Source organism: Cronobacter condimenti 1330 (assembly GCF_001277255.1).
GTDB classification, from domain to species: domain Bacteria; phylum Pseudomonadota; class Gammaproteobacteria; order Enterobacterales; family Enterobacteriaceae; genus Cronobacter; species Cronobacter condimenti.
This window is the reverse complement of record NZ_CP012264.1, coordinates 2,703,300-2,725,632: the sequence shown is the minus strand read 5'-3', so window position 1 is coordinate 2,725,632 and position 22,333 is coordinate 2,703,300. Positions and strand designations below refer to the sequence as shown.

Here is a 22,333-nt window from a genome sequence, read left to right as displayed (position 1 = left end):
GGCGGTTACTCCATCATCTTCTCAATCGGCAATACCAGAATGGAGCTTGCGCCGAGCGCTTTAAGGTTCTCCATCGTTTCCCAGAACAGGGTTTCGCTGCTCACCATGTGCATCGCCACACGCTGCTGATCGCCTGCAAGCGGCAGAATAGTCGGACGTTCGGCGCCTGGCAGCAGGGCAATGACTTCATCGAGGCGTTCGGTCGGCGCGTGCAGCATGATGTATTTCGATTCGCGCGCCTGGATAACGCCCTGAATGCGGGTCAGCAGTTTGTCGATAAGCTGTTGTTTCACGCCAGGCATTTCGCCGTCGCGCTGGATAAGACAGGCTTTGGAGCGATAGATCACTTCCACTTCACGCAGGCCGTTCGCCTCAAGGGTCGCACCGGTAGAGACTAAATCGCAGATGGCGTCGGCAAGCCCGGCGCGCGGCGCGACTTCCACCGAACCATTCAGCAGGCAGGATTTGAACTGCACGCCTTTTTGGTCGAGATAACGCTTGAGCAGGTGCGGATAAGAGGTGGCGATACGTTTGTTGTTCAGGCTTTCCGGGCCTTCCCAGGCCTCATCCACAGAGGTGGCGAGCGAAAGACGGCAGCCGCCGAAATCAAGACGGCGCAAGGTGTAATAGCGCGGGTCGTCGCCCTGAGCACGGCGGGTCAGCAGCTCTTCTTCCAGTACGTTTTCGCCGATGATGCCGAGATCGACCACGCCATCCATCACCAGGCCCGGGATATCGTCATCACGCACGCGCAGAATATCAATGGGCATATTCTCCGCCAGGGCAATCAGACGCTGCGTGTGTAGATTGATTTTTATGCCGCAGCGGGCCAGTAATTCTCGCGAATCATCGCTTAAACGGCCTGATTTCTGAATAGCTATGCGTAAACGGTTGTTGTCTGTCATCTCGCCTTATCCTTGTTGATCTCGTGGTATTCGTTTGCAAACGCCCAATAAAAAAGCCCCCGGAAGATGATCTTCCGGGGGCTCTCTTAGCGTTCATGCACCACTGGAAGATCTGAATGTCTTCCAGCACACATCGCCTGAAAGACTAGTCAGGATGATGGTGATGGTGGTGGTTGTTAAACTGAACGCGTGTCATAAAATTCTCTTGATGAATGCTTATTCAAACCTGCCTTAACCGTAAACCATACCGGGCAGATAAGGCAAGGGCTTTTTTTCATCATTAAAACCTTTCATATTCATTACATGAATTGTCAGCCCGCAGCGGCTGGCGTAGCCTGAAACCATGCAGGTAAAAAGAAGGAGCAGGAACGAGATGAAAAAGGTCGCGATTGTCGGATTAGGGTGGTTAGGGATGCCGCTCGCGCTCGCGCTCAATGCCAGAGGCTGGCAGGTTGCTGGCAGTAAAACGACGGCGGACGGCGTGGAAGCGGCGCGCATGTGCGGCATTGAAAGCTATCAACTGGAGCTTACGCCTGAAATGGTGTGCGACAGTGACGAGCTGGACGCGCTCTTTAACGCCGACGCGCTGGTAGTGACCCTGCCCGCACGGCGTACCGGCGGCAATGGCGAGTATTATTTACAGGCGGTGCAGCAGGTTGTTGACAGCGCGCTGGCGCACCAGATCCCGCGGATTATCTTTACCAGCTCAACCTCGGTCTATGGCGAGGCGGAGGGCGTATGCAAGGAAACATCGCCGCTCAATCCGGTCACGGAAAGCGGGCAGGTGCTGCGGGACCTCGAGCAGTGGCTGCATCATCTGCCGGGGACCTCCGTTGATATCTTGCGTCTCGCGGGGCTGGTGGGGCCTGGACGCCATCCGGGACGTTTCTTTGCCGGTAAAACGGCGCCCAATGGTGGACATGGCGTCAATCTTGTGCATCTTGAGGACGTGATCGGCGCCATTACCTTCCTGTTGCAGGCACCGAAGGGCGGGCACACCTACAACCTTTGTGCCCCGCAGCATCCTGCCCGCGCTGAGTTTTATCCGGTAATGGCACGCCAGCTTGGCCTTGCGCCGCCACGCTTTAATGACAGCCCGGCGGGCAAGAAGGGCAAACTGATTGATGGCAATCGGATCTGCCACGAACTGGGGTTTGAGTATCTCTACCCGGACCCGCTGCTTATGCCAATGGAGTAAGCGCCTGATGTTCGGCCTGCCAGACACGGCAGGCTGCGACAAACGCATCGAACATCTGTTTTGAGAGCGGCTCGTCGCACAGCGCGCCCCACTCCGGGTGCCACTGTACGCCAAAGGCGAACGGGTGTTCAGGAATACTGATAGCCTCTATCAGTCCGTCATCGGCGCGCGCTTCGATAAACACGCCCGGCCCCACTTCGCGAATGCCCTGCTGGTGCAGCGTGTTCACGCGTACCGCCTCGCCCGCAGGCACCCAACGGTCAAGCCAGCCGCCGGGCATAATATTAAGACCATGCACCGGCGCGAATTTCTCCTCGGGGCTACCGCTCGGGTTTACTTCATGCTCGCGTAATCCTTCAACGTTATGTAACTGCCGCCAGAGTTTCCCGCAGGTCGCGACGACCATCTCATGCACACCGCGACACGAGCCAAGCAGCGGCAGGCCTGTGTTAAGCGCATGACGCACCAGCATTAACGCCAGTTTATCGCGCCCGGGATCGTTGCTGCTTTCCTGCGCTTCTTCACCGTAGTGATGCGGTTCAATGTTGCATGGGCTGCCGGGCAGAAAAATGCCGCTGATCGATTTCAGGGCGGCGGCGAGATAAAGCGGATCGTCCGCCAGATGATGAGGGAGCGGGATTGCCACCGCGCCTGCATGATAAAGCGGGGCCAGATAAAGGTTTTCTACGGTCAGGATCAGCTGTCCATTCTGATTTGCCTGGCACATCAATACGCCGATTAACGGCGGGGTCGTTACGGTCATGCTGGTTCGCCTGTCTCGCTGGGATACAGATCCTGTAGTTGAGCATTCGCAGCGGGTCAACTTTCCCGGCGTGCGCTCTGGCGGAACTTACGCCTTGAGCTATGTTTTGATAACGGGCGTTATTTGAGCGGCTTTCGCCACACTTCCTTGCGACGCAAACCGCCAGACGGGGTCTCCCTTTTCCCTGCGCCCCTCAACCTATGATGAAAATAATGTGCCTCCGTCTTTTTGGGCGGAGGCTTTTTGCGCACAGGAGTCAATGATGCAAAGCAATCAGCAGTGGCAGACGCGGCGTGAGCAGGCGGTGCCGCAGGGGGTAGGGAACGCGCTGCCGGTATTTGTGGCGCGGGCGAAAAACGCAGAGATCTGGGATGTAGAGGGGCGGCGGTATATCGATTTCGCCTCCGGGATCGCGGTGCTCAATACCGGGCATAACCACCCGGCGATTATCGGGGCGGTAAAAGCGCAGCTTGAGCATTTTACGCATCCCTGTTTTCAGGTAACGCCATACGGCAATTACATTGAGCTCGCGGAGCGGCTTAATCACCTTGCTCCCATCAGCGAACCCTGTCAGACGCTGTTTCTTTCGACGGGCGCGGAGGCGGTGGAAAACGCGATTAAAGTCGCGCGCATTGCCACGGGCCGCTCGGCGGTGATTGCCTTTCGCGGCGCGTTTCATGGGCGCACGCTGCTGGGTATGGCGCTGACCGGTAAAGTGCAGCCTTATAAAAAAGGCTATGGCCCGTTCCCGGCGGGGATCTACCACGCGCCTTATCCGGCCGCGTATCTTGGCGTCAGCGACACCCAGGCGCTGGCATCGCTGGCCGGGATTTTCGCAGCCGACGTGGCGCCGGAAGAGGTCGCGGCAATTATTATCGAGCCGGTACAGGGCGAAGGCGGGTTTTACGCGGCGTCCGCAGAGTTTATGCAGCAGTTGCGTGCGCTCTGCGATAAACACGGCATAGTGCTGATTGTCGATGAGATCCAAAGCGGCTTTTGCCGTACCGGCAAAACATTCGCGATTGAGCATGCGGGTGTGGAGCCCGATCTCATCACCATGGCGAAAAGCCTGGCGGGCGGGTTCCCGCTCTCCGCGCTGGTGGGCAAAAAGGCGCTGTTTGACAAAGCGTTGCCCGGCGGGCTTGGCGGCACCTACGCCGGGTCGCCGGTGAGCATCGCCGCGGCGCTGGCGGTGACCGATCTTATCGAGCAGGAACACCTGAACGAGCGAGCGGTAGAGCAGGGCGAGCTGTTAATGAGCCGTTTGCACGAACTGGCACAGGAATATGACTTCATCGGCGATGTGCGTGGCGTCGGCGCGATGGTGGCGATGGAGCTGGTGCACGAGCGCGACAGCCATCGTCCTGACAAAGAGTTAACCCAGCAACTGGTGCAGGAGGCAGGGCGTCAGGGGCTGATTTTACTGACCTGCGGCGTGCGTGCGAATGTTATCCGTTTTCTTATCCCGCTCACCGCTGAGAAAGAAATTGTGACAGAAGGCCTCAACATCTTGTCATCCTGCCTTAAAGTGGTGCAAAATACGCGCCCTGCAAAATGAGATGATTAACCGACGTTTTACGCGTCGGTTATTTTTTTGCAGTCAAGAGCATCGTTATTAAATTCAAGAGGCCGGGCTTCGTACCGGATAGATACTTACTAAAATCCGACAGTTGTTGTCGCTGAGGAATACAGAAAATGGGGCAATTTTTCGCTTACGCGGCGATGTTCACCGTGAAGGAGAATAATCATGTCGCTTAATGCAACTCCAAAAACCTCTCGCGTGGAATTACGTAAAACGCTTACGTTGATTCCGGTTGTTATGATGGGCCTTGCCTATATGCAGCCGATGACGCTGTTTGATACGTTCGGTATCGTATCCGGCCTGACGGATGGCCATGTGCCGACCGCTTACGCCTTTGCGCTGGTGGCGATCCTCTTTACCGCCCTCAGCTACGGCAAGCTGGTAAAACGCTTCCCGTCTGCAGGCTCCGCCTACACCTACGCGCAAAAAGCGATTAACCCGACCGTGGGCTTCATGGTGGGCTGGTCGTCGCTGCTCGACTATCTGTTCGCGCCGATGATTAACATTCTGCTGGCGAAAATTTATTTCGAAGCGCTGGTGCCCGGGATCCCCTCGTGGATCTTCGTGATCGCGCTGGTCGCCTTTATGACCGTATTCAACATGCGCACCCTGAAAGGCGTGGCGAACTTCAACACCATTATCGTGGTGCTGCAGGTTATCCTGATCGCCGTGATTCTGGGCATGGTGATTTACGGAGTTTCTCACGGCGAAGGCGCAGGCACGCTCACAAGCTCACGTCCTTTCTGGTCTGAGAATGCGCATGTCATCCCGATGATCACCGGGGCGACCATTCTGTGCTTCTCCTTTACGGGCTTTGACGGTATCAGCAACCTGTCTGAAGAAACCAAAGACGCCGGTCGTGTCATCCCGCGCGCGATTTTCCTGACTGCGCTGATTGGCGGCCTGATCTTTATTTTCGCGACGTACTTTATCCAGCTCTACTTCCCGGATATCTCGCGCTTTAAAGATCCGGATGCGTCCCAGCCTGAAATCATGCTGTACGTGGCCGGTAAAGCCTTCCAGGTGGGTGCGCTGATTTTCTCCACCATTACTGTGCTGGCTTCCGGTATGGCAGCGCACGCAGGCGTTGCGCGTCTGATGTATGTGATGGGACGTGACGGCGTATTCCCGAACCGCTTCTTCGGTTACGTGCATCCGAAATGGCGTACCCCGGCACTGAACGTGGTGCTGGTTGGCGCGATTGCGCTGATGGCGATCAACTTTGACCTGGTGATGGCGACGGCGCTGATTAACTTCGGTGCGCTGGTGGCGTTTACCTTCGTGAACCTGTCTGTGATTTCACAGTTCTGGATCCGTGAAGGCCGCAACAAGACGCTGAAAGACCACTTCACCTATCTGCTGCTGCCGGTTTGCGGCGCACTGACGGTAGGCGCGCTGTGGCTGAACCTGGAAGAAAGCTCCATGGTGCTGGGCCTTATCTGGGCTGGTATCGGTGTGGTTTACCTGGCATGCGTTACCCGCAGCTTCCGTAACCCGGTACCGCAGTATCATGAAGACATCGCGTAAGATGACGCGACAGTAAAAAGGCTCCCCTCGGGGAGCCTTTTTTATTTGTGCGGCGCGCTGTTCTGGCGGCGCGACGCATGATCATTCCCGTGTGAAGGGCGGGTAAGCAAAGCGACATCCACCTGACCTGCGCGTCGTGTTAGCCCACGATCTCCTGGGCATATTGATACAACGCTTTCAACAACGCCGTTTTCTCTTTGTCGCTTTCATACTGGTTATAGAGCATCTCTAATTCCTGGGCATAGGTTTGCAGGAATTCCGGCGTAAACACATCGCGGCGGTGGTTCAGCCAGCGCTGCTGTTCCGGTTCGCTCAGGGTCCCGGGGAAATTCCGCGCCCGGTAGTTAAACAGCAGCTTTTCGATACGTTTATCCACAAAAGTAATGTCGAGCGCGGGCAGATTCTGCGGCGGGGTCTGGAGCACAATGCGCATCGCGGCGCGGTCGGCATCGCTGAAAAACCCCTCATAGAGCTGCGCATCCACATTACTGGTGGGCGGGAAGGGCGGGGCCTCGGCAAACAGCGCCACCAGCTTTTCACGCACCTGTGGCGAGTCGCGCAACACCTTCAGGTTATTGAGGCAGTGCTGGCGGTCGATACCTAACCGCTCGGCGTCTTCCGGGCGCAGCGTATTAGCCTGAGCCAGCACCGGACACTTATTCAGATGCACCAGCTTCACCGGTACCGCGCTCGCCTCACCCAGCGCGGTTTTGGGCGTATACAGCCGCTCACGCAGGGCATCAGCGTCCAGCTCCAGTAACGGGCTGATATCGCCCGCCAGATCCACCACAATCACCGCGTTACGGTTATCCGGGTGCCATGCGAGCGGCGCAATCCAGCTGGTGTTGCCGCGCCAGGCACCAAACATGCCGGAGACGTGCACCAGCGGTTTCATCTGCACAATATCGATAAGCGTCGCCAGCTTCTGCTTGCTGCGATAGGTATAGAGATAGTCAAACATCCGCGGCTGGCGGGTTTTGACGAGCTGCGCCATCGCGATGGTGGCGTAAACATCCGCCATCGCATCGTGTGCGTTGGTATGTTCAATGCCGTTGGCGACCGTCAAATGTTCAAGTCGAAAACTGGGCAGACCATCGCTGTTTTCCGGCCAGACAATGCCTTCCGGGCGCAGGGCATAACAGGCGCGCATCACATCCAGCAGATCCCAGCGAGAATTGTCGTTCTGCCAGCTCCAGGCGTAAGGGTCATAGAAATTGCGGTAAAAGATATTACGCGTCACTTCGTCATCAAAGCGCACGTTGTTATAGCCCACCACACAGGTTTTCGGCACGGTGAACTGCGTATGGATACGTCGCGCGAACTCGGCTTCGTTCTCGCCGCGCGCACGCGCCACCTGCGGCGTAATACCGGTAATCAGTACGGCTTCCGGCTGCGGAAGATAATCGTCGGCGGGTTTGCAGTAAAAAACGTCCGGTTCGCCAACTGGCGTGAAATTTTCATCGGTGCGCAGCGCGGCGAACTGCGCCGGGCGGTCAAGCGAGGGGCTTTTGCCGAAGGTCTCGTAATCGTGGAACAGAAAAGTCGGTTGCGCAGCAGAATCAGACACCAGGTCACCATCCAGAGTAAGTAAAAAAACAGGGCTATGGTAAACCATAGCCCTCTCAGGAAGAAGTGGCAGCGCTTTACGGCAAGACTTGCTCCGGCTGGACCGGCTTGCGCGTAATCAGCCGTTTACCCAGCGCAATGCCCGGTTTCTCGACGCGGTGGAACAGCACGGTGGCAAGCCCGTAAGTCACAGGCAAACTGATGGCCGCTGCAATCAGCAGACGCACCGGCGAGGCATGTTGCGCGAACGCGGTGTGCTCCACCAGCAGCCCGATGACCGGGATAACAATCATCAGGTGCAGCAGGTAGACGGAGTACGACACATCGCCCATAAACTGGCTGACGCGGCGCGTCAGGAGCCAGCGCGGCAGACGCATGGCCTGATGCAGCAACGAGCCCGCCCGGGCCTGCCACAGCAGCGCGCCGAGGCCTGCAATCATCACGCACTGGGCAATAAGACGATTCGGTGTGACCGCGATATGCATCTGCCAGGCGAGCACCGGCGCCAGAAATGCCAGCAACAGTAACAGGCGACGGTTATCGCGCACGGCGGCGGCAATCAGCATGCCCGCGACGAACAGCGGCAATTTAATCAGGATCATTGAGGGCATCGGGAAGGCTTCGAAATACCCCGGGAACGCCCAGCGCGCTGCAAAGCAGCCGATCATGACCGCGAACGCCGCGGCCAAAAAGCCCCAGCGCATTACCAGCAACATAATGAACGGGAACAGCAGGTAGAACTGCATTTCCAGCCCGATGCTCCAGTCCGGTAATACCGTGCGGAAGGAATAATACGGGATAGCGCCGAACACAAAAGAAATATGCGCGAGGATATTGCCTGCCGAGGTGTCTGCGTAGCGCTGACTTTCCGTCTGAGTGGAGGGCCAGGCCTGCGCGATAACATCGCGCCATTCACCGAACGCGGCGCCGAAAATAAGCGCTAACAGCAGCAGGAAATAATAGAGCGGCGCGATACGAAAGAACCGCCTTAGCCAGAAATTCCGGATGGTGTGAGCGTGGGTCCAGGGTTCAATGTCCTGACGCTCCAGATAATTTTTCGCCATCAGGAACCCTGACAGCAAAATAAACAGATCGACGCCCATACCCGGATCGTATAACAGAGGAATGCGGCACTGCACCAACAGGCAAATATGCCCCAGCAGTACCCATAGCGACGCGAGACCGCGCAATCCCTCCAGCTCCGGCGACCAGCTTTTACCCTGCGCCATACCCTTCTCCTCAACCTTTAAAAGTCACCAGGCTAAAAAGAGTCGGCCTTTATCACAATCGGAAGAGTACGTGAAATATGGAATATCAGATTTTCCGCAGCCAGAAGACGATGGGTTAACGAAACGAAGGGAATTTACGTTAAGACACGTCTTATTCATATTTTCTTGCAATTTACCGGAGCAAGGAAATAAAAACTGCCGTAAAAAAGGCGCCCCATCGCGAAGTTACTGAGGATATGCTGTTGAAATTTAGACCTATGATTGCCGTTTCCTGCATCATGCTGGCCGGTATTACCGCGCAGGCGCACGCCGCCGCGCTCTCCATGCCGCAGCCGCCTGCCATTATGGCGGGCAGCTATGTGTTAATGGATTACACGACCGGACAAATACTGGCGGCGAATAACGAGCATCAACAGCGTAATCCGGCGAGCCTGACGAAATTAATGACCGGCTATGTGGTGGATAGGGCTATCGACAGCCACCGCATTACCCCGGACGATATTGTCACCGTCGGGAAGGACGCCTGGGCGAAGGATAACCCGGTGTTTGAAGGCTCCTCGCTGATGTTCCTGAAAGCAGGCGATCGGGTCACCGTACGTGATTTGAGCCGCGGGTTGATTGTCGATTCCGGCAACGACGCCTGTGTGGCGCTGGCGGATTATGTGGCGGGCGGCCAGCCGCAGTTTGTCGCCATGATGAATGATTACGTGCAAAAGCTTGGCCTTAAAGATACCCATTTCGAAACGGTACATGGCCTGGACGCGCCGGGACAGCACAGCTCCGCCTATGATCTTGCGGTACTTTCACGCGCCATTATCCACGGCGAGCCGGCGTTTTATCATATGTACAGCGAAAAGAGCCTGACCTGGAACGGTATCACGCAGCAGAACCGCAACGGGCTGCTGTGGGATAAAACGCTGAATGTCGATGGTCTGAAAACCGGCCACACCTCTGGCGCGGGCTTTAACCTTATCGCCTCAAGCGTTGACGGCAAGCGTCGCCTTATTGCGGTCATCATGGGCGCGGACAGCCCGAAAGGGCGTGAAGATCAGGCCCGCAAACTGTTGCACTGGGGGCAGCAGACGTTCGATACGGTAGAGATCCTGCAAAAAGGCAAAAAAGTGGGCACCGAGCGCGTCTGGTATGGGAAAAACGAGCAGGTGACTGTGGGCACCGACCGTGATTTCTGGCTGACGCTTCCAAAAACGCAGCTTGCGAACGTGAAGGCGAAATATCTGCTCGATCGCGAGCGCCTTGACGCGCCGCTGAAGGCCAATGAGCGGGTCGGCGAAATTGAGCTTTACAACGGTGAAACGATTATTGCCCGTCTGCCGCTGGTGACGCTTGAAAGTGTGAAAAAAGGCGGTATGTTCTCGCGCTTTGGCGACTGGCTGCACCTGACGCTGTAACCGTTTTTTTCCAACGCGAAGGCGCTCACAGACACCTGGCGGAGCGCCACACACTATACTCGCTATTTTGAACTGCGAGGAGTGAACATGGATTACAGCATCGAGCATGTCGTTACGCGAAAAATTGCTGGTTTTCACCTGGTCGGCCCGTGGGAAAAAACGGTGCCGCAGGGGTTTGAGCAACTGGCGATGTGGGTGGATAACTTCCACATCCAGCCACAGGCGTGGATTGCAGTCTACTACGATAATCCACAACAGGTTGCGCCAGAAAAATTGCGTGCCGATACGGTAGTGGAAGTCCCTGCGGATTTTTCGGTGCCTGAGAATAGCGTCGGCGTGATCCTGACGGATTTGCCGGGGGGGCAATATGCTGTGGCCCGCGCGCGCGTGGAAAATAACGATTTCGCCGCGTCCTGGCTTGCGTTCTTTGCCCGTCTACAGCAGGACGTGCGCTACCAGATGGCGGCGCGCCCGTGCTTTGAAATCTATCTTAACGACGGCAAGCGTGAGGGTTTCTGGGAAATAGACATGTATATCCCGGTTCAGCCTTCTGGCGAATAATAGAGGCGCGCCCCTGGAAGACCGCGGGCGCGTCGTTTTGTTAAATAAAATGCACAATAACGTTAAAACTGCGATTATTCGCGCCTCATTTCCGAAAATTTACAGCTTTTCCCCCCTTTTTGTCAGAAAATAGCGCCCCTTATTTTCAGGCCTTTCGCCTGAAACAACGTTTTCATTATGGTTTAAACGGGAAAGTAAGCGTGCGTGCTGATAAATCGCTGACCTCTTTCGAAATTCGTCTCTACCAGCATTACCGCATCGTGCATGGTGTGCGCATTGCGCTGGCGTTTATTCTGACATTTTTACTGGTGCGGATGCTGAACGTACCGGAAGGCACCTGGCCGCTGATTACGCTTGTAGTCGTGATGGGGCCGATTTCTTTCTGGGGCAATGTCGTGCCGCGCGCGTTTGAGCGCATCGGCGGTACTATCCTGGGCGCTGTGCTCGGGCTGGTGGCACTCCAGCTGGAAGGCTGGTCGCTGCCAGTGATGCTGCTGTGGTGCGCGCTGGCAATGTTTTTGTGTGGCTTTCTGGCGCTTGGCAAACGACCGTACCAGGCACTGCTTATCGGCATTACGCTCTCGGTTGTCGTGGGCGCGCCGCAGGGCGATATGCTGGTGGCGCTCTGGCGTGGCGGTGACGTGATTTTCGGGTCGCTGCTGGCGATGCTTTTCACAAGCCTCTGGCCGCAGCGCGCATTTATTCACTGGCGTATTCAGATGGCGCACTTTGTCACTGACTTCAGCAAGATTTACCACGCCGGCATGTCGCCAAACCTGGTTGAGCGCCCGCGGCTTGATAAGCCGCTGCAACAGATTCTTGGCAGCGTCGTTAAGCTGCGCGCGTTTATCACGCCCGCCAGTAAAGAAACGCACATTCAGCGCGCGATTTTCGAGGCTATCCAGACAACCAGCCGCAATATGGTCTGTACGCTTGAGATGCAAATCAATGCCTGGTGGGCATCTCGTGAAAGCCACTTTTTAATGATCAACGCCCGCACTTTGCGTGATTCACAGCAGATGACGGAAAAAACCTTAACGGCGATAGCGCAGGCGTTACGCGAAGGTAACCCATCGCCGGTGTTGGCAAACCGGGAAAAACTCACTGAGATTGCGAAGGAGCTGCGCGCCATGATGAAAGAAGGGCAGCAGGACGCCCTGGTAGAAACGCCCATTCACGGCTATGTATGGTTAAGTATGGAACTGGCGCAGCAGCTGGAGCGTCTTTCCCAGCTTATCTGCCGGGCGCTGCGCAAATAACCCGCAGACAACCAGCGCTTGTTTCGATTCAGCAGCGTTTCAGAGTATGATAGAAGCAGGCATCCTGAACGGGATAAAACCATTGTCATCAACCGCCGCTGCCAGTAAGGTTGACGCTATGCGGTTGTTTTAACGAATCCGAGTCTTATATTCAGCAGGGGTGTAAAAATGGAAAACAGCAAACCTTCATTCCAGGACGTTCTTGAGTTCGTACGTCTGTTCCGCCGTAAGAACAAGCTGCAGCGCGAGATTCAGGATGTCGAGAAGAAAATCCGTGACAACCAGAAACGCGTGTTGCTGCTCGATAACCTGAGCGACTACATCAAGCCGGGCATGAGCGTGGAATCCATCCAGGGCATCATCGCCAGCATGAAGAGCGACTACGAAGACCGCGTTGATGATTACATCATCAAAAACGCTGAAATCTCCAAAGAGCGTCGCGAGATTTCGAAAAAGCTCAAGGCGATGGGCGAGCTGAAAGTCCACGAGCCGAAAGGCGAATAAGTTCTGAAAAAACCGCTTCGGCGGTTTTTTTATGCCTGCGGTATGGCGAGACCGCCGCGCGCCGCAACTAAAGCCCGCATTATGCGGGCTTTATAGTTATGGGCTTGATAATTCGCAGGCACATACGCGATGGCGGGGTTATTCAGGCTTCGGCGTTTCTGCGGCGCGTACCACGAAGAAATCCGTTGAGATGCTCGCGCCTCTGTCAACCGTGATGAGATCGTGGACAAAATAAGCGAATATTTCCGGCGGCGCCCTGTACCAGGGCTGCGGCGGCGCATCGCCGGTAAAGGCGTTGATCCTGTACTGGTGAAACCGCTTTGCCCGCCGGTAGGCAGGCTCGTAAACGTCAGGCGCTATCTTAATCGCGGTATCGAACGGGCCGGGGCCTTCTGTGGTGTTAATGATGTCGCGGGCGACACTATCAATATCGTTTAACCAGCCCCAGTGGCTGTCGAGCACCTCAGTTTTAGCCTGAACGTGCATCGCCTGCTGCTTCCCCTGCGGGGTGATACCGAGCAGCCCGGCGCTGCTGCCCGCCGCCAGCGTAATGTCTGCCTGCTCTTTCTCCAGCTGCTGGCGCGCAAGGCGATACTGATAATATTGCTGCCCCAGCCATTCGAAGTAGTTGTCGAGATGCAGATTCTGTGTAGAGAGGCTGACGGCTTTGCCCAGCACGGCTTTCTGATAGCGCTTTACCCACTGCGCCACAGAGGCGTTTTCAACGTTATCCTGCATGATGAAATAGCTGGCGACATCAGTATCGGTTTTCTCGAGAGTCTGGAAATCAGGAAACGGCACGCCCGCCATCGCCGCCTCCCGGTACATACGGTGCAGGGCCACCCGGCACAGCTCCGCGCTGGGTTTCTGCTCGCTGGCTTTCAGCCCGCCGCCGATATCCTCGCTACAGCCCGGCAACAGCTCTTCGCGGTGTTTAGGGTTATTGCTGCCGAGCCGATACAGGCAGCGCCATACCCGCCGCTCATGCGCCGCCACCAGATGCAGCGCATTCTTCACCGCATCGGGCAACACTGAAAAGTGATCGATATATTTTCTGCCAAACATCATGCTGAGCGAGCGTAACGGGCCGCCTGCGGCGCTGATAAAATAGTCCATGCCATTATTGTTACTGGCGGAAGTATCTCGCGAGCAGTCAAACAGCCCGGTAAAGAGAATATCTACCGGAATGCCCTGCCAGGTGTAGCGATCGCCTTGTTTCTGGCAAATTTCGCCCAGTAAATCGTCAAGAAATTTCCGCGCGAGCGTGGCGCCGAGATCGAAACCAAACAGGGAAATAGAGATAAGTTTGATGGGAACATCGCTGCTGGCTTTGGCGCGCTCGAAATAGCTCTCAAATTGCTGTTTCGCGGAGGTCACGCGCGTATCCACACCCGTCACTAAAAAATTTGCCATGACGCGTGTATCGCGTAAACAGGGCGTGGCTTCAATACTGACTTTTTTCGCAATATCAGTACCTATGTCCGTTACCAGATTGCGCCATTCGGCAGGCTTGAGCAGTTTCTTACTGCTGTCTTTTAAAACCTCGTACCAGTTCTTGCCCTTCAGTATCTCTTTACCGGCGTCTTTCGCCATCTCTTTGGGCTGATCGTGTAGATCCTCCAGCGTGGTATTTTGCGCGCCATCCATAATGGTATGCAGTTTGGTGCTTAAATCTTCATGGAAGGGGGTGCCGAGACCTGAGAAGTAAAGCGCATCATAATTATTATAGGAATTATTCATTTGAGGTGTGGGATAAGCTCTGAACAACCGCGCAATATTACTCAGGCGACGATGAGTGGCGTCCTGCTCAATATTACGGCCCACGCCGTCAAAAAAGAAACCCACATGCCAGGTGCGGGAGCAATTGCCCATATTGTGTTCAATAGCCTGCTGAGCGCGGTTTGCCGCGGCAATCAAACTTTCGAGATGCATATCGATTATTTCCTGGCCTGTTCTTTTGACTGCATAATCTCATCCGGGCGCTTCTCATAGGGAGACCAGGCATCTTTACTCCAGCCTAATAGAACTTTATCTCCCGGTAAGAAGTGCACATGTAAATTATCCTCTCCCCACTCACGCTTCGGGAGTGGCATAACAATACGGCGAGTTTCTTTACGCAGCCCGGCATCATACTGAGCACCCGTCGTACTTAATGTCCAGATAACCTCTGCGGTGTCACCTTTTATGATTCCACAACAGGTTAACTTGCCACCATCAGAAGCATAAAAATTTGTCTTATCGCGAACAAAGGCATTTCCTCCCGCCACACCATTAACGCTAAACTCCAGAACAGGGCGATCAAGTTCACTGTGTATAATAAGCGCTACCGCCCCGGTCGGCGGTCCCCAGATACTGGCCCACACCAGCCAGGCGGCATAGATCACCACTGGCAGCGATAACCCCAGCCAGATCCATTTTCCCCAGCGGGCATAACCGCGGTTAACTGCCGCATCTATTTTTTCGAGTCGAGTATAAAAACCCATTTTTAGTCCTTGTCAGGTAAAATTCCGTTTTGAAACGCATCGTTAAATATCGTGAGATACTGTTTAAAGACGCATGGAGTTATTGCGCCCCACGCCATCAAAAAAGAAACCCATATGCCAGGTGCGGGAACAATTGCCCATATTGTGTTCAATGGCCTGCTGAGCGCGGTTAGCCGCGGCAATAAGGCTTTCAATATCCATTATCGCGGCTCCTTTTGAGTAGTCTGCTTTGTGTTATCAGGAGGAGAATCAATATTCGGATGTGAGAACCCGGTTCCCCACCATAAATAAACGTTGTCCTTTGGAAGGAAGTAAACATGTAAATAGTTTTCTCCCCATTCACGCTTCGGGAGTGGCATAACAATACGGCGAGTTTCTTTACGCAGCCCGGCATCATACTGAGCACGCGTTGTACTTAATGTCCAGATAACCTCTGCGGCATCACCACTAATACTGCCACAACAGGTCGCGCCACCACCGCCATGGGCTGATGCATTTGAGCCCGCCACACCATTTACGCTAAACTCCAGAACAGGGCGATCAAGCTCACTGTGTATAATAAGCGTTACCGCCCCGGTCGGTGGCCCCCAGATACTGGCCCACATCAGCCAGGCGGCATATATCACTACTGGCAGCGATAACCCCATCCAGATCCATTTTCCCCAGCGGGCATAACCGCGGTTGACTGCCGCATCTATTTTTTCGAGTCGAGTATAAAAACCCATTTTTATTCCCTGTCAGGTAAATTTCCGTGTTACTTGTTTATTTTTTAAAGGCATCCTGTGCGCTGTCATACCCGTGTTTATTTCGGCGGTTATTGTATGCCTGTTAACGTGCATATCAATACGCGTATAAGTAACAAGACATGCCTGTTTGCGAATTTATTACCGTTCTTCGCATTCTGCATTTTAACGTAATACAGGGTAACGGATGGTTTGTGAGATTTACTTTGACCCGATAAGGATTCACCTGAGAAATATATATTTCGTGGCGTATTATCCGCCGGGCGATATACTGCCACTGTATGGCGGAGCGCAGAGGATTCAGTCAGGGCTGGTCATATCACAAATATTGAGTAAACGAATAATAGCAGCGCGAGATAGGCGTATTTTCACGGCAGGCAACGTGACTTTTGGCGTCATCGATAAGCTAAAGGCGGTTAGCGGTAACGGACATTCTCAGGGGAGATTCTTCTGACGGTTGGGTCAGAATGCTCGCTGCCGCGTCGCTGGCGTACGTCCCGCAACGTGCGGCAAAGGATGCAGAAAGCAATGGGCGGGAAGACGGTTGGAGGCAATGCGTTTAACCCATAATAAAAAAGCCCGCATTAAGCGGGCTTTTTTTGAATCTGGCTCCTCTGACTGGACTCGAACCAGTGACATACGGATTAACAGTCCGCCGTTCTACCGACTGAACTACAGAGGAATCGTGTGGAGGCTAATCATAGCGGCCCCGCGCTATTTGTCAAATGCCAATTTATACTGGTCAGTGCGTTCGACCATTCTATGAACATAACGGGTCATTTTCCAACAATATGTGCGGAAAGCCTTTGCAGGATTGCGGGTTCTAACTCACTATTTGAAATGAGGTTTCAACTTTCAAGTGCAGGTCCATTTTGAGTCTAACCACTACCGTTCGCCAGGCGATCGCTCGTACGCCCTGGTACAAAAAGCGCAAAAGCTATCGAGTCCTGTTCTGGCGTGAGATCACGCCGCTGGCGGTGCCTATCCTGCTGGAAAACACCTGTGTGTTGCTGATGGGGGTGCTCAGCACCTTTCTTGTGAGCTGGCTCGGAAAAGAGGCGATGGCGGGCGTGGGGCTTGCCGATAGCTTCAACATGGTGGTGCTGTCGTTCTTTGCGGCGGTCGACTTAGGGACCACGGTGGTGGTGGCCTTCAGCCTCGGCAAGCGCGATCGTAAGCGGGCAAGGGCGGCGGCCAGGCAGTCGCTGGTGCTGATGACTATCGTTTCCGTGCTGCTGGCGGCGCTCATTCATGTAACAGGCGAATACATCATCAATTTCGTCGCTGGCGAGGCGACCGCACAGGTTAAAGAACTGGCGCTTATCTATCTCCAGCTGACGGCCTGGAGCTACCCGGCAGCGGCCATTGCGCTTATCGGCAGCGGCGCATTGCGCGGCGCGGGCAATACCAAAATCCCACTACTGATCAACGGCGGGATGAATATCCTGAACATCGTCATTAGCGGCTTTTTGATTTACGGCCTGTTTTCCTGGGACGGTCTGGGCTTCATTGGCGCCGGTATCGGGCTCACTATCTCACGCTACATCGGCGCTATCGGCATCATTTATGTTCTCATGATTGGGTTTAACCCGGCGCTGCGCATTTCGCTTAAAAGCTATTTCTCACCGCTCAAGCTCAATATTCTCTGGGAAGTGCTGGGGATAGGACTGCCTGCCAGCATCGAATCGGTGCTGTTTAACGGCGGTAAGCTGCTGACGCAGATGTTTGTGGCGGGCATGGGCACCAATGTTATTGCGGGCAACTTTATTGCGTTCTCAGTCGCCGCGCTGATTAACCTGCCGGGCAACGCGCTCGGCTCGGCGTCCACCATTATTACCGGCAAACGCCTCGGAAAAGGGCAGATAGGCCAGGCGGAGCGCCAGCTTCGTCATGTGTTCTGGCTCTCAACGTTTATGCTCACAGGCATCGCCTGGCTGAGCGCCCCGTTTGCCGGGCTGTTCGCGTCGTTTTACACCCATGAAGAGGATGTGAAAGACGTCGTGAAGATTCTGCTGTGGCTTAACGCCGCGTTTATGCCCATCTGGGCGGCCTCGTGGGTGCTGCCCGCCGGGCTCAAAGGCGCGCGCGATGCGCGATTCGCGATGTGGGTGTCGATGCTTGGCATGTGGGGCTGTCGCGTGGTGGCGGGCTATACGCTCGGCATCGTGCTCGGGATGGGTGTGGTCGGCGTGTGGCTCGGGATGTTCCTGGACTGGGCCGTGCGCGGCGTCTTTTTCTACTGGCGTATGGTGAGCGGCAAATGGTTGCAAAAATACCCGCGCCCGCCAAAACGACCGGTGGTGCTGGATTCGCCCGCGCCGCCGGGTCAGCCGAAGGCGATGTAAGCCTTACGCTGAAATACCACAAGCCCGCACAACGCGGGCTTTTTCATTGGGCTCTGCTAACGGCGCGAAGCAGCTTTATTAAGCTCAGTCATCAACGGCGTATTATGCGTTTTTGAGGTGTCCAGCATTATTAATCATTTAAAATAAAAAGCTGTATATATTTGGTGTGTGTATTTAATGGTAGGATTTTATTTTTATTATGAATTTGCAGGCGGGTAATTTCCCTTTCGGCAAAATAAAATTAAGCGCATTCATTCCTCCGGCATGGCCGCTGCCGCCTGGGTTCGGGTATAAATATGCGCGCTTAAACATGTCTTATTACGTTCTCCCCGATTGACCCGGTTATTTTGCGGCATATTCTGTCTTTCCGTTGTGATTAAGATCGGTGGGATCCCTGCTGCCGTGTGCAGCCATCGGCTGGTAAAGGAATACGTAATGAATACCTTGAAAAAACAATTCGACGGTCAGAGCCGTTATTGGCTGGAAATAAATAACAGCCGGGTGACGCCGGACGTGCTGAACTTCCGTGGGCGCGAAGCGCTTAATGAACCTTTTACATGGCGCATTGTATTCACGGCCCCGCAGCGCGACGTAGCGCAGACCGATGTTCTGCTGAAATACGCCAGCCTGAGTATGCGTTCCGGTCGCGTGGTGCATGGCATCATCACCGGTTTTGAGTGGCTGGGAACGACAGCTGACCAGACGCATTACGCGGTGACGCTCTCATCGCGGCTGGCGCTGCTCAACCTGACCCGGCGCTGCGCGGTGTACCAGAATCTCTCCGTACCTGAACTGGTGGAACAGGTCTTGCGCGCGCACGGGCTGGAAGGGCCGGACTTCCACTTCCGACTGGAGCGCGTGTATCCGCAACGCGACCTGATCACCCAGTGGCGGGAAACGGATCTTGCGTTTATCCGGCGTGTTCTTTCTGAGGTGGGCATCTGGTTTCGCAGCGAAATGAACGAGGCGACGCAGCAGGAGACGGTCATTTTGGGCGACAGTCAGCTTAACTGCGCGTTCGGCGTCAGCGTGCCCTGTCAGGCGCCGTCCGGACTGTACGACGGTGCAGAAGCCTCGGTATGGGATGTCCGCGTCTGGCATCACACCGTCACCGGCGAGGTGCGAACCCGTGATTATAACTATCGCGACGCCAGCATGCCGATGGATTCGGCAGTCGCCGTTCGCAGCGCCGCCATCACCACCGGCGAGCACTATCGCTATGGCGCTCCGTTTCTGGCGGCGGGTGATGACGCCACCTCAGCGCCGGAAACCGAAAGCGGCGCTTTTTACGCCCGCATCCACCATGAGCGCGAACTCAATAAGGCCACGCGGCTGCACCTGTTCAGCAATGCCGCGCATCTGACGCCGGGGCAGGTGCTGGAGACGCCGGGCAGCACGCTCGCCACGTTGCAGGAAGGGATGCTGATTACGCTTGCCACCTTCCGTGCGGCGCGCGATACGCGCCTGCATGTCTCGCTATGGGGCATTCCTTATAGCGAACGGGTGAACTACCGCCCGGCGGAGCTCATCCGCCCGGAAATTCATGGCACCTTACCCGCCCGTATCGAGAGCCGCGAGCCGCATGACACTTACGCCCATCTGGACAGCGCAGGCCGCTACCGCGTGAAACTGGATTTCAGCCGTGAGGATGCGGAGCCGGGTTACCACTCCCTGTGGGTGCGTCTGGCAAAGCCCTTCGCAGGGGAAAATTTTGGCTGGCACATGCCGCTGCTTGACGGCACCGAGGTCAGCATTGCCTATGACGACGGCAATATCGACCGCCCGTATATCGCCCATGCGTTTCACGACGCAGAGCATGCCGATCTGGTTAATCGCGACAACCGCAGCCAGAACATTCTGCGCACCGCCGCTGCCAATACGCTGCGGATGGAAGATCGGCGCGGGCAGGAGCATGTGACGCTAAATACGCCTTACGGCGCGACGCAACTGAACCAGGGGCAGATAGTCGATCAACAGGACAAACCCCGGGGCTGCGGCTTTGAGCTGCACACCGATGAATACGGCGTTATCCGTGTGGCGAAGGGGCTGTTTATCACCGCCGATGGGCAGACCAAAGCGCAGGGCGAGGTGCTGGAAAGGGAAACGGCCCTTCAGGAAATCGAACACTGCCTCACCAAGCTCCGGCAGTTAGCCGCTGCCGCAGAACAGGCACAGGCGCTGGAGGCGGATATCGCCAGTCAGCTCGCGATGTTTGACGCGCGGTTAGCGCCGCTGAACGACATGATCCATGTCCACGGCCCGCAAGGCGTGGCGTTCACCAGCGGCGAACATCTGCAGATGACGGCCAGCCAGAATGTGGGGCTGAACGCCGGGGGAGATATCAGTCTCGGGTCGATGGGGAACACGACCCTGATGGCAGGAGAGAAAATCGGCCTGTTTGCCCATACCGGCACGCTGAGCGTGATCTCCGGCGAAGGCCCGGTACAGATGCAGGCGCAGAACGGCGCGATGTCGCTCGGCGCGCAACAGAAGGTGAGCCTGGTGTCGACCGCCGACATGCTGTTTGCAAGCAAGAAAAAAATTACCCTGATCGGCGGCGGTAGCTACCTGAAAATCGAAGAAGGAAAGATCGAGTACGGGACGACCGAAACGTATTTACGCAGGGTAGAGCGGACGTATGTTGGGGCATCGCAGGATATGCCGGTAACAGTACACCGCGTTGGAACCGCCTATATCTATTCCGCGATTTATCAGCTACGGGACAGGCACGGCAATATTCTGGCCAACACGCCTTACCGACTCACTACACCCTCTGGCCAGACGATTGCCGGGTACAGCGATAGTGAAGGCTATTCCGTACCGGTCTATACCCCCCAGCAGGAAGAAGTGGCTCTGCATATTGTGCCTAAAACAGCATCGCCGGAAGAACCAATGTGGTTCGTAGGCGAAACGACTGTGCAACAACTGGAAACCGAACTCAGGGAGAACCCGTCATAATGGACATGCCCGATTTACCCGACACACCGACCACGGCACCTGAAATACCTGGCCGTAAGAAAAATCAGCCATGGGATTGCACCACAACGGGGGTTGAAATGGTCGAGAAACAGTCTCGTCTGCCGACCACCGAAAACCGCCAGTACCTCCATCTCAAGGTCGAATACGCGATGCGTTTTCCTCTACTGTCAGCAAAAATCCGTCGGAAGGGGAAAACGTACCAGATGAGCCTCAAGCAGCTCATGATGAGCGGGCTCATCCGCGCAGATGAGATCGCCCGTAATTACTACTGGTATTACAAAGCAGAAGTGCCGTTCGATATGCGCACTACGCCGCCACGTCCGTTTCTTAGCAGTACATTGAAGAAAGAAGCTGGCGCAGGCAGACGGCATACCACCAATCTTTTCCCGGTGCCCGGGAAAGGCATTTACCGCCGCCCTGACTTGATTATCGTAAAAAACAAACAGGATCGCTGGCCAGGGCTGGCCGGGCCGGACCACGATGATCCGCCTGGTATGCATGGCGACAATCTGGCCCGTCTGGTGGAAGTGAAGTTTCCGGGGGATAAACTTTTTGAAGACCAATATGACGAATATATGAAGATTGTCGGTAAAGATCGTAACCGCATGACTATTCTGGAGATCCACGACTGCCGCCCACAAGAGCAGCAGTGGACGGATCAGATGGTCAATGTGACGATGAAAGCCTGGCAGACCATTGGTGCGAAATACTGGCCGCTGTTTCTCTACCCGCCAATCTTTATGCCTCGTCCGCCCTCCACACCAGCCGCCGCCAAAATCGAACCCTGGACTTATGCCGGTAAAGCCGTGGCCGACCTCAGCGAGGGCGCGCTTCATGGGGTCGCGGAAGGCTGGAACGCGCTATCAAAAGAAACACGGCAGCGCCTGAGCACGGCGGCAGGCTGGCTAAACGACAGCGGGGAGTGGGTCTATCATCAGGGAAGTGAAGCCTGGGTCTGGGCCAGTCAAACCGGGAAAGTAGTGAGATCCTGGACCAATGCCCAGATTAGAGCCGCATGGTCGGAAATCCAGTACGCCACGGATATGACGCTGGATATGCTAAAGCAGGTGGACTGGGTTCAGATTTTAATGAATGTGGCTAAAACGGTTGGCGTTATCCTGGTGGCTGTTGGCGTTGGTGTGCTGGTGGTGACGCTGGGTATTCCCGAGGCCATTATTAGTGCATTTTTACTGATTATTCGTCTGGCGATAAGCGCCTGGGAAATTCTCGCGGCTATTCTCAGCGCTGGCACTGGTACAGCGGCGCTGGGTGCCGGTTAA

Annotated in this window: 20 protein-coding genes, 1 tRNA gene and 1 other annotated feature; of the genes, 11 read left to right on the top strand and 10 right to left on the bottom strand. The window is 55.4% G+C overall.

The features are described 5' to 3' along the window. Positions 1-5 precede the first annotated feature (5 nt). The gene (gene hisG / locus AFK62_RS12460; RefSeq protein ID WP_007681766.1) at positions 6-905 is read right to left on the bottom strand and encodes an ATP phosphoribosyltransferase; all 900 of its coding nucleotides are present in this window, start codon (positions 903-905) and stop codon (positions 6-8) included. Between the two features lie 47 nt (positions 906-952). Then, positions 953-1,075: a sequence feature (His leader region), on the bottom strand. Then, positions 1,051-1,101 (bottom strand): his operon leader peptide, encoded by a 51-nt coding sequence (hisL, locus tag AFK62_RS22235; RefSeq protein ID WP_071601073.1) that lies wholly within the window; start codon positions 1,099-1,101, stop codon positions 1,051-1,053. (Overlaps the previous feature by 25 nt.) A 177-nt stretch (positions 1,102-1,278) precedes the next feature. Here hisL and AFK62_RS12455 point away from each other — a divergent pair, with 177 nt between their 5' ends. Then, entirely contained in the window at positions 1,279-2,103 is an 825-nt protein-coding gene (locus AFK62_RS12455; RefSeq protein WP_007681768.1) for an SDR family oxidoreductase, read from the top strand. Here AFK62_RS12455 and AFK62_RS12450 read toward each other — a convergent pair. Then, on the bottom strand, positions 2,087-2,866 hold the full coding sequence (locus AFK62_RS12450; protein WP_007681769.1) for a gamma-glutamyl-gamma-aminobutyrate hydrolase family protein: 780 nt from the start codon (positions 2,864-2,866) through the stop codon (positions 2,087-2,089). The genes AFK62_RS12455 and AFK62_RS12450 overlap by 17 nt on opposite strands. 262 nt (positions 2,867-3,128) lie before the next feature. On the opposite strand from AFK62_RS12450, the gene gabT reads away from it, so the two are divergent. The 3 genes from gabT to AFK62_RS12440 all read left to right on the top strand — a co-directional run bounded on the left by gabT (position 3,129) and on the right by AFK62_RS12440 (position 5,975). Continuing rightward, complete coding sequence (gene gabT, locus AFK62_RS12445) at positions 3,129-4,424, top strand: 4-aminobutyrate--2-oxoglutarate transaminase (RefSeq protein WP_007681770.1); 1,296 nt, start codon at positions 3,129-3,131, stop codon at positions 4,422-4,424. Positions 4,425-4,561: 137 nt separating this feature from the next. After that, entirely contained in the window at positions 4,562-4,624 is a 63-nt protein-coding gene (yoeI, locus tag AFK62_RS22230; protein WP_129232645.1) for a membrane protein YoeI, read from the top strand. Next, positions 4,614-5,975: an APC family permease gene (locus AFK62_RS12440; RefSeq protein WP_053531940.1), complete on the top strand. Its 1,362-nt coding sequence runs from the start codon at positions 4,614-4,616 to the stop codon at positions 5,973-5,975. Before yoeI ends, AFK62_RS12440 begins: the two co-directional genes overlap by 11 nt. A gap of 139 nt (positions 5,976-6,114) precedes the next feature. Here AFK62_RS12440 and sbcB read toward each other — a convergent pair whose 3' ends face one another. After that, complete coding sequence (gene sbcB, locus AFK62_RS12435; RefSeq protein ID WP_007681780.1) at positions 6,115-7,542, bottom strand: exodeoxyribonuclease I; 1,428 nt, start codon at positions 7,540-7,542, stop codon at positions 6,115-6,117. 76 nt (positions 7,543-7,618) lie between these two features. Further along, positions 7,619-8,770 carry an acyltransferase family protein gene (locus tag AFK62_RS12430; RefSeq protein ID WP_007681782.1) on the bottom strand — a complete coding sequence of 384 codons (1,152 nt, stop codon included), beginning with the start codon at positions 8,768-8,770 and terminating at the stop codon, positions 7,619-7,621. A 236-nt stretch (positions 8,771-9,006) separates the two neighbouring features. Between AFK62_RS12430 and dacD the strand changes: the two genes are divergently transcribed. The 4 genes from dacD to AFK62_RS12410 all read left to right on the top strand — a co-directional run bounded on the left by dacD (position 9,007) and on the right by AFK62_RS12410 (position 12,503). Next, positions 9,007-10,179: a serine-type D-Ala-D-Ala carboxypeptidase DacD gene (gene dacD, locus AFK62_RS12425; RefSeq protein ID WP_144420969.1), complete on the top strand. Its 1,173-nt coding sequence runs from the start codon at positions 9,007-9,009 to the stop codon at positions 10,177-10,179. An 87-nt stretch (positions 10,180-10,266) separates the two neighbouring features. Next, positions 10,267-10,740: a DNA gyrase inhibitor SbmC gene (gene sbmC, locus AFK62_RS12420; protein WP_007681787.1), complete on the top strand. Its 474-nt coding sequence runs from the start codon at positions 10,267-10,269 to the stop codon at positions 10,738-10,740. 200 nt (positions 10,741-10,940) lie between these two features. After that, positions 10,941-11,999 (top strand): FUSC family protein, encoded by a 1,059-nt coding sequence (locus tag AFK62_RS12415; protein ID WP_007681789.1) that lies wholly within the window; start codon positions 10,941-10,943, stop codon positions 11,997-11,999. A gap of 168 nt (positions 12,000-12,167) precedes the next feature. Continuing rightward, positions 12,168-12,503: a DUF496 family protein gene (locus AFK62_RS12410; RefSeq protein WP_007681791.1), complete on the top strand. Its 336-nt coding sequence runs from the start codon at positions 12,168-12,170 to the stop codon at positions 12,501-12,503. Between the two features lie 138 nt (positions 12,504-12,641). Here AFK62_RS12410 and AFK62_RS12405 read toward each other — a convergent pair whose 3' ends face one another. The 5 genes from AFK62_RS12405 to AFK62_RS12385 form a co-directional block, all read right to left on the bottom strand. Beyond that, complete coding sequence (locus AFK62_RS12405) at positions 12,642-14,435, bottom strand: DUF2235 domain-containing protein (RefSeq protein ID WP_053531939.1); 1,794 nt, start codon at positions 14,433-14,435, stop codon at positions 12,642-12,644. A 5-nt stretch (positions 14,436-14,440) separates the two neighbouring features. After that, complete coding sequence (locus AFK62_RS12400) at positions 14,441-14,986, bottom strand: DUF3304 domain-containing protein (protein ID WP_007681796.1); 546 nt, start codon at positions 14,984-14,986, stop codon at positions 14,441-14,443. A 63-nt stretch (positions 14,987-15,049) separates the two neighbouring features. After that, positions 15,050-15,187: a hypothetical protein gene (locus tag AFK62_RS22640; protein WP_007681798.1), complete on the bottom strand. Its 138-nt coding sequence runs from the start codon at positions 15,185-15,187 to the stop codon at positions 15,050-15,052. Continuing rightward, on the bottom strand, positions 15,187-15,711 hold the full coding sequence (locus AFK62_RS12395) for a DUF3304 domain-containing protein (protein WP_007681801.1): 525 nt from the start codon (positions 15,709-15,711) through the stop codon (positions 15,187-15,189). The genes AFK62_RS22640 and AFK62_RS12395 overlap by 1 nt, the downstream gene beginning before the upstream one ends. Before the next feature lie 624 nt (positions 15,712-16,335). Next, positions 16,336-16,411: transfer RNA gene (locus AFK62_RS12385), tRNA-Asn, on the bottom strand. Between the two features lie 190 nt (positions 16,412-16,601). Between AFK62_RS12385 and AFK62_RS12380 the strand changes: the two genes are divergently transcribed. The 3 genes from AFK62_RS12380 to AFK62_RS12370 all read left to right on the top strand — a co-directional run bounded on the left by AFK62_RS12380 (position 16,602) and on the right by AFK62_RS12370 (position 22,333). Continuing rightward, positions 16,602-18,074, top strand: a complete 1,473-nt coding sequence (locus AFK62_RS12380; RefSeq protein WP_007681811.1) for an EmmdR/YeeO family multidrug/toxin efflux MATE transporter — start codon at positions 16,602-16,604, stop codon at positions 18,072-18,074. A 435-nt stretch (positions 18,075-18,509) separates the two neighbouring features. Further along, the gene (locus AFK62_RS12375) at positions 18,510-21,032 is read left to right on the top strand and encodes a type VI secretion system Vgr family protein (RefSeq protein WP_007681816.1); all 2,523 of its coding nucleotides are present in this window, start codon (positions 18,510-18,512) and stop codon (positions 21,030-21,032) included. Then, positions 21,032-22,333, top strand: coding sequence for a VRR-NUC domain-containing protein (locus tag AFK62_RS12370; protein ID WP_053531938.1), 1,302 nt, complete (start codon positions 21,032-21,034; stop codon positions 22,331-22,333). The genes AFK62_RS12375 and AFK62_RS12370 overlap by 1 nt, the downstream gene beginning before the upstream one ends.

Coding starts and splice junctions, on each gene's coding strand:
- AFK62_RS12375 (WP_007681816.1), top strand. CDS start 18,510: ATGAATACCTTGAAAAAACAATTCGACGGTCAGAGCCGTTATTGGCTG.
- AFK62_RS12430 (WP_007681782.1), bottom strand. CDS start 8,770: ATGGCGCAGGGTAAAAGCTGGTCGCCGGAGCTGGAGGGATTGCGCGGT.
- AFK62_RS22640 (WP_007681798.1), bottom strand. CDS start 15,187: ATGGATATTGAAAGCCTTATTGCCGCGGCTAACCGCGCTCAGCAGGCC.
- AFK62_RS12395 (WP_007681801.1), bottom strand. CDS start 15,711: ATGGGTTTTTATACTCGACTCGAAAAAATAGATGCGGCAGTCAACCGC.
- gabT (WP_007681770.1), top strand. CDS start 3,129: ATGCAAAGCAATCAGCAGTGGCAGACGCGGCGTGAGCAGGCGGTGCCG.
- dacD (WP_144420969.1), top strand. CDS start 9,007: ATGCTGTTGAAATTTAGACCTATGATTGCCGTTTCCTGCATCATGCTG.
- AFK62_RS12400 (WP_007681796.1), bottom strand. CDS start 14,986: ATGGGTTTTTATACTCGACTCGAAAAAATAGATGCGGCAGTTAACCGC.
- sbmC (WP_007681787.1), top strand. CDS start 10,267: ATGGATTACAGCATCGAGCATGTCGTTACGCGAAAAATTGCTGGTTTT.
- hisG (WP_007681766.1), bottom strand. CDS start 905: ATGACAGACAACAACCGTTTACGCATAGCTATTCAGAAATCAGGCCGT.
- AFK62_RS12405 (WP_053531939.1), bottom strand. CDS start 14,435: ATGCATCTCGAAAGTTTGATTGCCGCGGCAAACCGCGCTCAGCAGGCT.
- AFK62_RS12410 (WP_007681791.1), top strand. CDS start 12,168: ATGGAAAACAGCAAACCTTCATTCCAGGACGTTCTTGAGTTCGTACGT.
- AFK62_RS12455 (WP_007681768.1), top strand. CDS start 1,279: ATGAAAAAGGTCGCGATTGTCGGATTAGGGTGGTTAGGGATGCCGCTC.
- AFK62_RS12440 (WP_053531940.1), top strand. CDS start 4,614: ATGTCGCTTAATGCAACTCCAAAAACCTCTCGCGTGGAATTACGTAAA.
- AFK62_RS12450 (WP_007681769.1), bottom strand. CDS start 2,866: ATGACCGTAACGACCCCGCCGTTAATCGGCGTATTGATGTGCCAGGCA.
- AFK62_RS12370 (WP_053531938.1), top strand. CDS start 21,032: ATGGACATGCCCGATTTACCCGACACACCGACCACGGCACCTGAAATA.